The organism is Colwellia aquaemaris (assembly GCF_057548755.1).
Window position 1 is genome coordinate 411,006 of the sequence record NZ_BAAJLV010000003.1, and the last position, 13,688, is coordinate 424,693.

General features: G+C 38.7%; 11 protein-coding genes. 7 read left to right on the forward strand and 4 right to left on the reverse strand.

Translation table 11 applies throughout. From position 1 onward, the window contains the following. Positions 1-6 precede the first annotated feature (6 nt). The 5 genes from AC27HL_RS11340 (at position 7) to sucD (ending at position 7,368) form a co-directional block, all read left to right on the forward strand. The gene (locus AC27HL_RS11340; RefSeq protein ID WP_487081100.1) at positions 7-717 is read left to right on the forward strand and encodes a succinate dehydrogenase iron-sulfur subunit; all 711 of its coding nucleotides are present in this window, start codon (positions 7-9) and stop codon (positions 715-717) included. Between the two features lie 97 nt (positions 718-814). Then, positions 815-3,619, forward strand: a complete 2,805-nt coding sequence (locus AC27HL_RS11345) for a 2-oxoglutarate dehydrogenase E1 component (protein WP_487081101.1) — start codon at positions 815-817, stop codon at positions 3,617-3,619. Positions 3,620-3,670: 51 nt separating this feature from the next. Continuing rightward, positions 3,671-5,152, forward strand: a complete 1,482-nt coding sequence (odhB, locus tag AC27HL_RS11350) for a 2-oxoglutarate dehydrogenase complex dihydrolipoyllysine-residue succinyltransferase (protein WP_487081102.1) — start codon at positions 3,671-3,673, stop codon at positions 5,150-5,152. Positions 5,153-5,329: 177 nt separating this feature from the next. Beyond that, on the forward strand, positions 5,330-6,496 hold the full coding sequence (gene sucC, locus AC27HL_RS11355; protein ID WP_487081103.1) for an ADP-forming succinate--CoA ligase subunit beta: 1,167 nt from the start codon (positions 5,330-5,332) through the stop codon (positions 6,494-6,496). Continuing rightward, positions 6,496-7,368 carry a succinate--CoA ligase subunit alpha gene (gene sucD, locus AC27HL_RS11360; RefSeq protein ID WP_487081104.1) on the forward strand — a complete coding sequence of 291 codons (873 nt, stop codon included), beginning with the start codon at positions 6,496-6,498 and terminating at the stop codon, positions 7,366-7,368. Before sucC ends, sucD begins: the two co-directional genes overlap by 1 nt. Positions 7,369-7,410: 42 nt before the next feature. On the opposite strand, the gene AC27HL_RS11365 is transcribed toward sucD, so the two are convergent. The 3 genes from AC27HL_RS11365 to AC27HL_RS11375 all read right to left on the reverse strand — a co-directional run bounded on the left by AC27HL_RS11365 (position 7,411) and on the right by AC27HL_RS11375 (position 9,326). Next, complete coding sequence (locus tag AC27HL_RS11365) at positions 7,411-8,040, reverse strand: hypothetical protein (protein WP_487081105.1); 630 nt, start codon at positions 8,038-8,040, stop codon at positions 7,411-7,413. Positions 8,041-8,046: 6 nt separating this feature from the next. Next, positions 8,047-8,943: a DUF4747 family protein gene (locus AC27HL_RS11370; RefSeq protein ID WP_487081106.1), complete on the reverse strand. Its 897-nt coding sequence runs from the start codon at positions 8,941-8,943 to the stop codon at positions 8,047-8,049. A 209-nt stretch (positions 8,944-9,152) separates the two neighbouring features. Further along, on the reverse strand, positions 9,153-9,326 hold the full coding sequence (locus AC27HL_RS11375) for a hypothetical protein (RefSeq protein WP_487081107.1): 174 nt from the start codon (positions 9,324-9,326) through the stop codon (positions 9,153-9,155). A 1,352-nt stretch (positions 9,327-10,678) separates the two neighbouring features. Between AC27HL_RS11375 and AC27HL_RS11380 the strand changes: the two genes are divergently transcribed. Then, positions 10,679-11,806: a hypothetical protein gene (locus AC27HL_RS11380; RefSeq protein WP_487081108.1), complete on the forward strand. Its 1,128-nt coding sequence runs from the start codon at positions 10,679-10,681 to the stop codon at positions 11,804-11,806. A 159-nt stretch (positions 11,807-11,965) separates the two neighbouring features. Here the strand turns inward: AC27HL_RS11380 and AC27HL_RS11385 are convergent, their stop codons facing one another. Then, complete coding sequence (locus AC27HL_RS11385; protein WP_487081109.1) at positions 11,966-12,523, reverse strand: hypothetical protein; 558 nt, start codon at positions 12,521-12,523, stop codon at positions 11,966-11,968. Between the two features lie 151 nt (positions 12,524-12,674). Here AC27HL_RS11385 and AC27HL_RS11390 point away from each other — a divergent pair, with 151 nt between their 5' ends. Further along, a complete protein-coding gene (locus AC27HL_RS11390) occupies positions 12,675-13,619 on the forward strand; it encodes a HEAT repeat domain-containing protein (protein ID WP_487081110.1) in 945 nt (314 codons plus the stop codon). The last annotated feature ends 69 nt before the right edge of the window (positions 13,620-13,688 follow it).

The window sequence follows — 13,688 nt, forward strand, 5'->3', positions numbered from 1 at the left end:
GTTGTAATGAAACAAATTTTCTCTATTTACCGTTACAACCCTGATGTTGATAACAAGCCTTACATGAAAGATTATGAGCTGGAAATCCCAGAAGGCTCAGATATGATGGTACTTGATGCCTTGATTCTATTAAAAGAACAAGACTCAACATTATCATTCCGTCGTTCATGTCGTGAAGGCGTATGTGGCTCTGACGGTTTGAACATGAACGGTAAAAATGGTTTAGCTTGTATTACGCCATTATCTGCTGTTAAAGCAAATAAAATCGTATTACGCCCATTACCTGGTTTACCGGTTGTACGTGATTTAATTATTGATATGACACAGTTCTATAATCAATATGAAAAAATCCGTCCATACCTAATTAATGACGGTAAAGAACAGCCAGCACGTGAACATTTACAATCAATTGAAGACCGAGAAAAACTAGACGGTCTTTACGAATGTATTTTATGTGCATGTTGTTCAACATCTTGTCCTTCTTTCTGGTGGAACCCTGATAAATTCATCGGTCCTGCTGGTTTGTTACATGCTTATCGTTTTCTTATCGATAGCCGTGACACAGCAACAGAAGAGCGTTTAGATGATTTACAAGATGCCTACAGCGTATTTCGCTGTCACGGTATCATGAACTGTGTTGATGTTTGTCCGAAAGGATTAAACCCAACTAAAGCCATTGGCCATATTAAGTCAATGTTGCTGACAAGAGCGGTTTAATATAAGACAGCAGGGTATTTATCTTGTTACACAAATACTCTGCTATTTTTATTAGACAATTTGTTTTTATTGCTTTTATCCCATAAAGGAACAGGCAATGCCCGAAGGTGCTATGAAGGCTTGGATAGAGTCTTCCCATTTAAGTGGTGCAAACGCTGCTTATATTGAAGAATTATACGAATCTTATCTGGATAACTCGCAATCTGTTTCAGCAGAGTGGCGAGATATTTTCCAACAACTTCCAAAAATTGAAGGTGCTGACGTTGAATATCGGCATTCTGAAATCCGTAACGAATTTAAAGAGCTAGCTCAACAAACTCATAAAACTGTGGTTGTTTCTGGTGGTTCTGATGCTAAACAAGTTAAAGTTTTACAGCTTATTAACGCCTTTCGTTTTCGCGGACATCAAAATGCTAACCTTGACCCTCTAGGGTTATGGCAACGTGATAAAGTGCGTGATTTGCAATTATCTCACCATGAACTCTCGGAAAACGATTTTGATCGTGAGTTTAAAGTAGGTTCTTTGGCGATTGGCCAAGATACTATGAAACTTGGCGAGTTATATAAAGCGTTGAAAACTACATATTGTGGTTCAATTGGCGCGGAATATATGCATATTACCTCTACTGATGAAAAGCGTTGGTTACAACAACGACTAGAGTCAGTGCAATCGCAAGCGGTACTTAGCGTTGAAGAAAAAGAAGAAATCTTTAAAGGCTTAGTTGCAGCAGATGGCCTTGAAAAGTATCTCGGTGCTAAATTTCCAGGTGCAAAACGCTTTTCATTGGAAGGTGGCGACGCATTAGTACCTATGCTAAAACAACTTATTACTCGTGCTGGCTCGCAAGGCGCTAAAGAAGTTGTTATGGGTATGGCTCACCGTGGACGTTTAAACGTACTTGTTAACGTTATGGGCAAGAATCCGTCAAAACTATTTGATGAATTTGGCGGTAAACACGATGATGTAGTATCTTCTGGTGACGTTAAATATCACCAAGGTTACTCTTCAGACTTTGTAACACCAGGTGGTAATGTTCATTTAGCATTGGCCTTTAACCCGTCGCATTTAGAAATCGTTAACCCCGTTGTTATCGGCTCTGTGCGCGCCAGACAAGATCGTCGTGATTGTGACCAAGGTGATTTAGTATTACCAATTACCATTCATGGTGATTCAGCAATTGCCGGTCAAGGTGTGGTACAAGAAACCTTTAATATGTCACAAGCACGTGCATTTAAAGTTGGCGGTACTATTCGCATTGTGGTGAACAACCAAGTAGGCTTTACTACTTCAAATCCGCAAGATACTCGCAGTGGTGAGTACTGTACTGAAATTGCCAAAATGGTTTCAGCGCCAATTCTTCATGTTAACGGTGATGATCCTGAAGCGGTTATTTTGGCAACGCAAATTGCCTTAGATTACCGAAATGAATTTAAGCGTGATGTTGTTATCGATTTAGTTTGTTATCGACGCCACGGGCATAACGAAGCTGATGAGCCAAGCGCTACACAGCCTCTGATGTACAAAAAAGTTAAAAAACATCCAACCCCTCGTCAACTTTACGCAGATAAGTTGAATGCTGAAGGTTCTTTAAGTAAAGCAAGAACGGATGAATTAACGGCTTATTACCGTAAATTACTCGATGAAGGGCAATGCACGGTCGAGCAATGGCGCCCAATGACAGAACATTCTGTTGATTGGTCTCCGTATTTAGGCCATGACTGGGATGACGATTACCAGAAAGAAATTTCTGTAGATAAGCTAAAAGAGCTTGCTGCTAAAGTCGCTGAAATCCCTGCTGACCATAATGTCCATAATCGTGTGAAAAAGATTTACGATGACCGCTTAAAAATGGCCAGCGGTGAAAAATTACTCGATTGGGGTATGGCGGAAAACTTAGCATATGCATCTATTGTTGATTTAGGTAAGCGCGTGCGTATTACCGGTCAAGATGCTGGCCGTGGTACTTTCTTCCATCGCCATGCCGTATTACATGGTCAAGATGATGGCAGCCAACATTTACCGCTACAAAACATTCGTGAAGGCCAAGGTCCATTTGATGTTCATGACTCTGTACTTTCTGAAGTATCGGTATTAGCATTTGAATATGGCTATACTACAGCTGAACCATCAGGCTTAACCATTTGGGAAGCGCAATTTGGCGACTTTGCTAACTGTGCACAAGTGGTATTTGACCAATTCATCAGTTCGGGTGAGCAAAAGTGGGGCCGCCTGTGTGGTTTAACTATGTTGTTACCACACGGTTATGAAGGTCAAGGTCCTGAACATTCATCGGCTCGATTAGAACGCTTCTTGCAACTTTGTGCTGATCACAATATGCAAGTTTGTGTACCGTCAACACCAGCGCAAGTATTTAATATGTTGCGCCGTCAAGTGGTTCGTCCTATGCGTCGTCCATTAGTGGTGATGTCACCTAAATCATTATTACGTCACCCATTAGCGGTTTCTTCATTAGAAGAAATGTCGACCGGTGTTTTCCATAATGTTATTGGTGAAATTGATGATATCGATGCCAAAGGTGTTGAACGTGTAGTGTTCTGTAGTGGTAAGGTTTACTACGAGCTACTTGAGCAACGTCGTAAGAATGAGCAAACCAATGTCGCTATCATTCGTATTGAACAATTATACCCATTCCCAGAAGAAGAGCTAAAAGCTGAAATTGAAAAATACAGCCATGTTAAGCAATTCGTTTGGTGTCAGGAAGAACCGCAAAACCAAGGTGCTTGGTACTGTTCACAGCATCACTTTAGAGCGGCAATCCCTGAAGGTACTTATTTGACATATGCCGGCCGTAAGGCTTCTGCAGCACCAGCTGTGGGTTATATGTCAGTACATGTTAAAGAGCAACAGGCGCTAGTTCATGACGCGCTTAATGTAGAATAGACCCTCTTTTTTATAAAGAGATTAATTAAGAGTGTGTAAGGAATAAAATAAATGACAACCGAAATTAAGGTTCCCGTTTTACCTGAATCAGTTGCAGATGCAACAGTAGCAACTTGGCATGTACAAGTAGGCGATAAAGTATCTCGTGATCAAGTATTAGTTGATATCGAAACTGACAAAGTGGTACTTGAAGTACCAGCAACATCAGACGGTGTTATCACTGAAATTAGCCAAGCTGAAGGCGCAACAGTATTAGGTGAACAAGTTATCGCCATTTTAGCTGAAGGTGATGCAGCTGCGGCCAACGAAAGTGCTGCTCCTGCCGCTGCGCCAGCTGCAACAAGTGGTGCTAGTAAAGTTATTGATATCGTTGTACCTGTTTTACCTGAGTCAGTTGCTGACGCTACAGTAGCTACTTGGCATGTTGCTGAAGGTGATACAGTTTCTGTTGACCAAAACTTGGTTGATATCGAAACCGATAAAGTTGTACTAGAAGTTGTTGCTCAAGACAATGGTGTAATTGGTAAAATTATTCATGCTGAAGGCGATACCGTTTTAGGCGAGCAAAAAATTGGTGAATTAAATGCTGGCGCTTCTGCCGCAGCAGCACCAGCAGCTTCTGCTGAAGAAGCCATTAGTTCAGATGAACTAGCAAGTCCATCAGTGCGTCGTTTAATGACAGAAAAAGGCTTAACTGCTGCCGATGTTACTGGCACAGGTAAAGGCGGTCGTATCTCGAAAGAAGACGTTGAAGCAGCTGCTAACAAGCCAAAAGCGGCTCCTACACCAGCAGCGCCGGCTCCAACTGCACAAGCATCTGCTGCATTAGGCGAGCGTACGCAAAAACGTGTTCCAATGACACGTTTACGTAAAACAATTGCCACACGTTTACTTGAAGCGAAGAACTCTACGGCCATGTTAACAACGTTTAACGAAGTTAACATGAAGCCAATTATGGATCTTCGTAAGCAATACAAAGACGTGTTTGAGAAAACTCACGATACCCGTTTAGGCTTTATGTCTTTCTACGTGAAAGCGGTAACTGAAGCACTTAAACGCTACCCAGCAGTAAATGCTTCAATTGACGGCGATGATATTGTATATCACAACTTTTTTGATGTATCGATTGCAGTATCTACGCCACGTGGCTTAGTAACACCAGTATTACGCGATGCTGACCAATTAAGCATGGCTGGTATTGAAAACGGCATTCGCGACCTAGCAATTAAAGGTCGTGACGGCAAATTAACCATGGACGAAATGCAAGGTGGTAACTTTACTATCACTAACGGCGGCGTTTTTGGTTCATTAATTTCAACGCCAATTCTTAACTTACCTCAAGCGGGTATTTTAGGTATGCACAAAATCCAAGACCGCCCAATGGCAGTTGACGGAAAAGTTGAAATTTTACCTATGATGTACTTAGCACTTTCTTATGATCATCGTTTAATCGATGGTAAAGAATCAGTAGGCTTCTTAGTAACAATTAAAGAATTGTTAGAAGATCCAACACGTTTATTGCTAAACATATAGTTAACATCTAATAGGCTTTATTAATTAAAACCTTTTGTTTGATTTAGACTATAGTATTAGGCTCTAAGGACTAGGTTCCTTAGAGCTTTTATACTATAATCGATCGACTTTTTTCGATGGTAGTAATTTACTTCAAAATTATTGCCATTTTCATCTACAGATAAATGGAAAAACACCATGAATTTGCATGAGTATCAAGCGAAAAAATTATTCGCTGAATATGGTTTACCAGTTTCTGAAGGTTTCGCTTGCGATACCCCTCAAGAAGCTGCAGAAGCTGCTGATAAAATCGGCGGTGATATGTGGGTTGTTAAAACTCAAGTTCACGCTGGTGGCCGCGGTAAGGCTGGCGGTGTTAAGCTAGTTAAAACGAAAGAAGAAATCAAAGAATTTGCACAAAACTGGTTAGGTAAAAACCTAGTTACTTATCAAACAGATGAGAACGGACAACCAGTTTCTAAAATCTTAGTAGAAAGCTGTACAGACATCGCTAACGAATTATACCTTGGCGCTGTTGTTGACCGTGGTACACGTAAAGTTGTATTCATGGCATCTACTGAAGGTGGTGTTGAAATCGAGAAAGTTGCTGAAGAAACGCCTGAGTTAATTCACAAAGCTGAAATTGATCCACTTGTAGGCCCACAAGCTTACCAAGCACGTGAACTTGGCTTCAAATTGGGTTTAAACCCAGTACAAATGAAGCAATTTGTTAAGATCTTCATGGGTCTGGCAAAAATGTTCAACGATTTTGATTTCGCATTATTAGAAATCAACCCACTTGTTATTACTGACGCTGGCAACTTACATTGTTTAGACGGCAAAATTGGTGTTGATGGTAACGCTTTATACCGCCAACCTAAAATCCGCGAAATGCACGATCCATCTCAAGAAGATGAGCGCGAAGCGCACGCTGCACAGTGGGAACTTAACTACGTTGCATTAGACGGAAACGTTGGTTGTATGGTTAACGGTGCTGGCCTTGCAATGGGTACCATGGATATCGTTAACTTACACGGCGGCAAGCCAGCTAACTTCCTAGATGTTGGTGGCGGTGCTACTAAAGAACGTGTTGCAGAAGCATTCAAAATTATCCTTTCTGATGACAACGTATCTGCAGTATTAGTTAACATTTTCGGTGGTATCGTTCGTTGTGACATGATCGCTGAAGGTATTATCGCTGCTGTTAAAGAAGTAGGCGTTGAAGTTCCAGTAGTTGTACGTTTAGAAGGTACTAACGCTGAAGCTGGTCGTGAAGTATTAGCAAGCTCTGATGTTAACATCATCGCTGCTGAATCATTAACTGACGCAGCACTTAAAGTTGTTGCAGCTGCGGAGGGCAAATAATGTCTGTATTAATTAACAAAGATACTAAAGTTATCTGTCAAGGTTTCACTGGTGGTCAAGGTACATTCCACTCAGAACAAGCACTTGAATACGGTACGCAAATGGTTGGTGGTGTATCACCAGGCAAAGGTGGTCAAACTCACCTTGGTTTACCAGTATTTAACACAGTACGTGAAGCCGTAGAAGCAACTGGCGCAACTGCAACAGTTATCTACGTTCCTGCACCGTTTTGTAAAGACGCTATTTTAGAAGCTATCGATGCTGGCATCGAACTTATCGTAACTATCACTGAAGGTATCCCAACTTTAGACATGGTTGACGTTAAAGTTAAGCTTGAGCAAACTGGCGTTCGTATGATTGGTCCTAACTGTCCAGGTGTTATCACTCCGGGCGAAACTAAGATCGGTATTATGCCAGGTCACATCCACTTACCAGGTAAAGTTGGTATCGTTTCACGTTCTGGTACGCTTACGTACGAAGCCGTGAAACAAACAACAGATGCTGGTTTTGGTCAATCTACTTGTGTAGGTATTGGTGGTGACCCTATCCCAGGTACTAACTTCATCGACGTATTGGAAATGTTCCAAAACGATCCACAAACTGAAGCAATCGTAATGATTGGTGAAATTGGTGGTACAGCTGAAGAAGAAGCGGCGGAATATATCAAAGCTAACGTTACTAAGCCTGTAGTATCTTACATTGCTGGTGTTACTGCACCAGAAGGTAAGCGTATGGGTCACGCTGGCGCAATTATCGCTGGTGGTAAAGGTACAGCTGATGAGAAATTCGCAGCATTAGAAGCGGCTGGTGTTAAAACTGTTCGTTCTTTAGCTGAGATTGGCTCTGCACTTAAAGAGAAAACGGGTTGGTAAGCGAGTAGCTTACAGCTTGTAATTCTTAATAAAAACCCGCTTCTAGCGGGTTTTTTTATTATTTCTATTTATTTTCTGTCTATCATAAAAGCGCTCTTTCTTAATTCCTATTACGCTTGAAACACTCATTCGATTTAAGGAATAAATAAACATAACCATTTCAATAATCATTTCAATTGAATAAATTACCAAAACAGTTTCAAAAAATAATGCAATTTTATTTTGGTCGTTTACCAGCTCGAGGAAAAAGCTGCCTGTTAAAGCTAATACTAAACCCATTAACGGGTATGCGACATCAGCAGGAATTTCTTCTATTGGAAACTTATTGCCTCCATTTCTTTTTATAAAGTCTTTTAAGCCATTTGGAAGTACAAAAATAAGTGCAAAAACACCTATTGCAAAACCGAGTAAATCGGGTACCGCACCTACAATATACTCCCCCGGGTCATATGATGTATTTTTTGTCCAATAAACAATTAAACTTATAATAACGGATATTATTAGGGAATTTATCCATGCTGGAAAAACCCGTTTCTTCCAAAGGCTATATGGTGCTACGCTTCTAGTATATAGAGGGTTCCCTTTATAAGCATAAGCGTTTAGAACTTTGAAATACTTACCTAAAATAGGAACTTTTAGCAAAACTTTATAAACTTTATATATACTAGACATTTATTTTTAGCCCTTTGTTTTATCATCTGCTTGATTTATTGACGCATGAATATCTGCAAAATATTGATCTTCAGATATATTTTTCCCTCTATTTATAGGGATTTTTACTGGAAAGTTGTGTAGGGCAAATGAGCTGTATTTCTCAATAACTGGATCCCAGTATTTACCTTTAGCATCACCAAATTTCGTTGACAATTTTAATATAGATTTAGCTATTTTAGGCAAACCTGTCATATAACCTTTTGGAGCTGAAATAAAGTTGGCGTTTAATCTGTTAACACCATGCTCCCTTAGCTCTCCTTCTAATATATTTTCGTCCAAAAATTCTTCGATATCATCGGGATTTGAAAATGTAATCGAAGAATTGATACTTTTGAATTTTGGTGCATCAAGCAGTATTTTTAACTCCGTACCATCTTTTAATGAAAAACATTCAATATGGTGATTAGCTGAAATCTTATCTAGCTCTAATGAAATAAGTTCGTTGAAGCAATTTTCTAAAATAGACGGCGCTGGTATGCGATTTTCATAGTCACTTATAGCTAATATGTGTTTTTTAAAATCAAAAACAAAATGAAAATTATATGCTTTACTCGTTACTAAACCTCTTTCTCCGCTAAATTCAACATCAGAGTTTGTGTAAAAATCCTTTAACGAGGTAACTTGATCGAATTTTCTAAAAAAACCTTGTGCATAACCGTCTTTAATCTCAATTTTTACAGGGGCAAAATAAAAATCATTTTTAAGTTTTACAGCCATATTTCCTATCGTTTTGTTACTCATGTTTTTATGAGTAGCTTCTGATAAATGAGTGAAAATTGACTCGTAACCTTGTTCACCTATAAAACCATATTTTTCTGAATCTGGTAATGCTTGGACATTAAAATAATAAAATACTGCCATATTAGTTCCATTAATAAATTTTATTTAATACATGTATTTATACATTAATGGCTTTGGATAATAAAGCAGTAAATGGACGCAGTGGAACCAATAGCTGGAGTATTTAATTTATTGATTTAAGTTTTTTTGTTTGGTTCTATATGCAATTTAATCAGTCTTGATGGCGACGACAGCCAAAGGATTAAATTAAACGGATATTTATGGTAAATTTATCGGCTTGAAATTTGTTTACTGGTTTGGTGTCGGGGTGCCGACGACACCCAAAGAGGGTTAAACGCCGAACCCTCTCTGGACTCACCCGGCGCTGCTGCATTAAACGTTTTTCCTCCATGACGGCCAATATTTTTCGACGTACCAGCGCTGATGGCACGTCCGTGTTCCAACAGCGCTTTCACTGGCATCCATGCCAGTGATACGTGAATATTGGCCATCATTCCGGCGTTTAATGAAGCAGACTTGGTGTTTGCTTCTACCTTTCGTAATTCTCTAAATGGTAATTGTGTTAGCTGTTACGTCAACGATCTCTAAATTCCCATCTCAGCATTGAAATGTTAATTTTTAATAGCCGTTAATCGATGACAGCCACGGATGGCTGGAACTGACGTCGCGCAGGGACGAGCATTCGTCAGGTATCGATAATGGCAAAAATTACTATTTCAGTTTTAGCTGAGCAGGGCACAGTGGGGGATGCAAGGGGGAGATCTGTGTCTATTTCCCCCTTGCGTGTAGTCGGCACCCCGACGCCAAGCTGTTCAATACGCTCCAAGCAATTATGCTTAATAATTAATTATATTGTCGTAGTGGCGACGACACCCAAAAAAAGAATAGGGTTAAACGCACTATGTTGAAGTAAAGCTCTCCGGTCTCCACGGCGCTGCTAAAAAATGTTTTTCTTCATAAATAATCAATATTCGAGCAAACGTTCAGAACGCACATCCATGTGCTACTTCACTTGGCTGACATCCTGTCAGCAATAGATGATATTGATGATTTCTTTAGACATTTTCCCAAAGCAGACTTGGTGTTTGTTTCTATCTTTCGTAATTCTCCAAGTGTTTTATTTAAAAGCAACCAAGAGTACAACGAGCTTTAAATTCCCGTCTCAGCGTTGAAATGTTAATTTTTATCAGCAGTTAATCGATGACAGCCATGGATGGCTGGAACTGACGTCGCGCAGGGACGAGCATTCGTCAGGTATCGATAATGGCAAAAATTACTATTTCAGTTTTAGCTGAGCACGGCACAGTGGGGGATGCAAGGGGGAGATCTGTGTCTATTTCCCCCTTGCGTGTAGTCGGCACCCCGACGCCAAACTGTTCAATACACTCCAAACCTTTAAGTTTAATAGCAGATGTAATATTAGAGCTGTTGTTGTTCTGGATAATAGATAAGTAGAATTCAAACGCTACACAGATGGATAAATAAAGTTTTAGCTGAGCAGGGCTCTATGGTGAGTTCAGTGGCCGAGTATAATATGCACAGCGTGCAACACGCTTCTGGGATATCGTCGGCTCGGTAATTGTTCCCTGTATTGCTCTATTTCCTGCATTCATGCAATCGACTGAGGCACCGTACAGTCAAGTAAACTCCAATCGCACATTACTTTACTTTTGCTTCTAAATCATGGGCTTTCGATTTAATGGGAAAAACTATATAGTTGCTTGATTAAGCATTGAGTTATTTCTTAAATCGATACCTAAAAGCAATTAATTATATAAAGTAAAAAGGATTTAAAATGAAAAATATAATTTTAATAACCCTCTCAGTTTTTCTTTTTGGCTGTCAGACAATCCACCATTCGTTACCTAAAGGTTATAGCGGGACAACTGCAACGATTATTGATAGCTATCAACGCTTTGATAGAAGTAAAGCCGCCGTTTTTTATGTTGATCAAATTACTGATAAGAATGTATACAATGCGCAAAGAGCCACATTTAGTGCTTCTCAAAATCAAGGTTCGACTTTGGTACTTGCTGGCTGGTCTCGAAAAGTAGCAACCCCTTCGGTAAAAGTTAAATTAAAAGGGGCTTTGCAATATGCTGCGCCTATAAACCAAATATTTGATAATTCGGATTTAATTTCGGTTGAAGGTATTGTGACTTTTTTCCCTGAAGCGCATAAAGAGTATATTGTTAGAGGGGAGCTTGCCAATGATACTTCCTCTGTTTGGATTTCCGATCAATTTGGCAATGTAGTTTCAGATGTTGTTGTAGTAAAAAAAGTAGCAGATCAGCTTAAAACTGAGCTAGTGAAAAGCAATGAAAAAAATATCGGTAGCTTTGGCGATAGTCGTCAAGACATCTTTAACAATCTTGTTGGTGGAGAAACAGACAAAATAGTTAAGGCAAAACTAGGTACTCCTAATGATGTTGAAATATATGAGGGAAACTCCTTAACATTTAAAAAACCTCATATCACTTATATTTATGAAGGATTGGGTAAAATCCAGTTTTCTGCTGCAAATGTTAACGCCGAAATTGTGCCACGTTTTATTATAAAAGTTAGCCCTGAACTTGTTAATGTAGCAGATAAGTTTTCATTGGAAAAACAGCTCATGTTGGTAAGTGGTACTGAGCTTCAGCAGCTTGCCAAAAAAGTCTATTTAGAGAGTAACTTGAATCAAGATACACTTGATTTAGTAGAAAAAAAAGCGTGGTTAGAGCGAAGTTCTGAAAACGCATATACAGCTGATGGGGTTGCTTGGCTTTGTAAAGTCTTAGGGAAAAGTAAAAATCCTAGATATCGACATTTATTATCTCAGCTTCAACAAAAGCAATTTAGCCGCAAAATTAGACGTCATTCAAAGGCTAGTTTAAAGTTATTGTCGATGGACGAAACTGAGCAATTTATGCCTGAAGAATAATTGCTTAAGTAAGAAGAATTAACAGTTCACCCTAGGCTTATTATGAGTAAAGGGTGAACTGTTATTAAATCTATGCTGCAAAATTACAATGAGCGGTAACTTCCCACTACTTTAGCAAAAGTCGACATTAGCAGAAGAGAGAAATTTAATCTCTATCAGTTATGATTGTGCTTTTAACCACTTAGCAATATCGTTGCCCAACGTATTTACCGTATGATTTAATACTGAGCAAGAGCCCTTAAATCCGCCTAAAAAGCCTCCGCCTGAGTTTCTGGTTTTGTTTGTTCTCGCAATCACTTTACCATTGTTGGTTAAACGTGCACTAACACTAGCTTGTTTTCTATGACCAAGGAAAGCATTCCCGCCGCTATAAACATTGTCGATGGAAATATTGATTACTTTGCCCTCTGTTGGCAATTTTGAATCAACTTGAACAACATTTAAATTATATTTTTGTGCGTATTTAATAATTGAATTTGAAAAATTAGTGCCTAATTGGTGACATTCATTTTTTACATTGTCTGCAATATTATTCTCTTTCTTAAACGGTACAGTTTTTAAAATGAAGTATGTATTTTTATTATTTTGAGCATTGACTGAGTTAGTGACAGTTTCTACTGTGTTTGCTTCTACGGCATTTGTTGTTTGTGAAGTATTAGTCGATTTGCAAGCTGATAAAGTGGCTAGTATTGCGACTAATGTTAACATTTTATTCATTGAACTATTCCCTTAATATATAATTTTATCAGTTAATAATATCAGTATTATTAGGCCTTTATAAGCATTTTTACTATTAAAGTTGGCGACTATTTATTATCATTGATAAACATAATTGACTATGTGTGTAAATAAAAATAAGAAGGGAAAAATGAAAAAATTAATTTTATTGGCTGGCTTTGTTTTCATTCAGGGCTGTGCTCCAACATCCTATATTGTTAAAACACCAACACCATCGAATATTGCTTATATTGATGCCGACAATGTAGCAAGCAAAAAGCTTGTTGTTAATGATAGTCGAGCGGAAGATGAAAAAGTATTTAGTACAGGTGTACTGAGTGCAGAGCTAAAAATGGGCGCCAATCCTATTGAACCAATAGGTTACTTGAAGAAAAATACCGAACTAGAATTATTAGCTCGTGGTATTCCAGTAAGTATTGAGTCAAGCGAAGCTTTAGATATTGATGTTCAAAAACTCTATATGAAAAATCATAGGTTGAATGGCTTCTCGCCATTTGTAACATTTACTTATTTAAAAGCAGACATAGTTAATGGTGATGTTAAAACTCCGGTGGGAATTTTTATACGTAGAGGTAAAGTACCCGTATGGAGTTTTGATGAGGTTATCGAGCCTACTTTGAATGAGCCATTAAGTTTATTGATAAAAGAGCTATCTGCTAAAGTTAATGCGGCTGTGTATAAACAGTCAATTTCAGATGCTGAGGTAGAAGTTCTAATTACAAAATTAAAAAGCAAGGCTAAGAAGGGATCATCGTATTTAGATGTGTACCAGTTAGGCTTTGGTAACAATCCGTCAGCTATACCATTTTTGAAAGAATTAACTTCTTCGGACGATGAGTATAAACGCCAAGCGGCAATCTCTTCACTTGGAATTCTTAAAGCGGTTGATGAATTAGAATTGCTGAAATCTTTATATGCCAATGGCAATTCATGGTCTGATAAAGCAATGTCATTAAAGGCTATAGGTGATTTAGGAACGAAAGAAGCACTAGATTTCTTAAAAGAGGAACAACAGGCACTTATAAAAGATGGTAAAAAATATTGGGTTAATGATTTAATAACCTTATATTTATAAGTATAACCAATTAAAAAACCGCTTTTAGCGGTTTTTTAGTTTTTGATGGAACCTATTGATATTTAACGT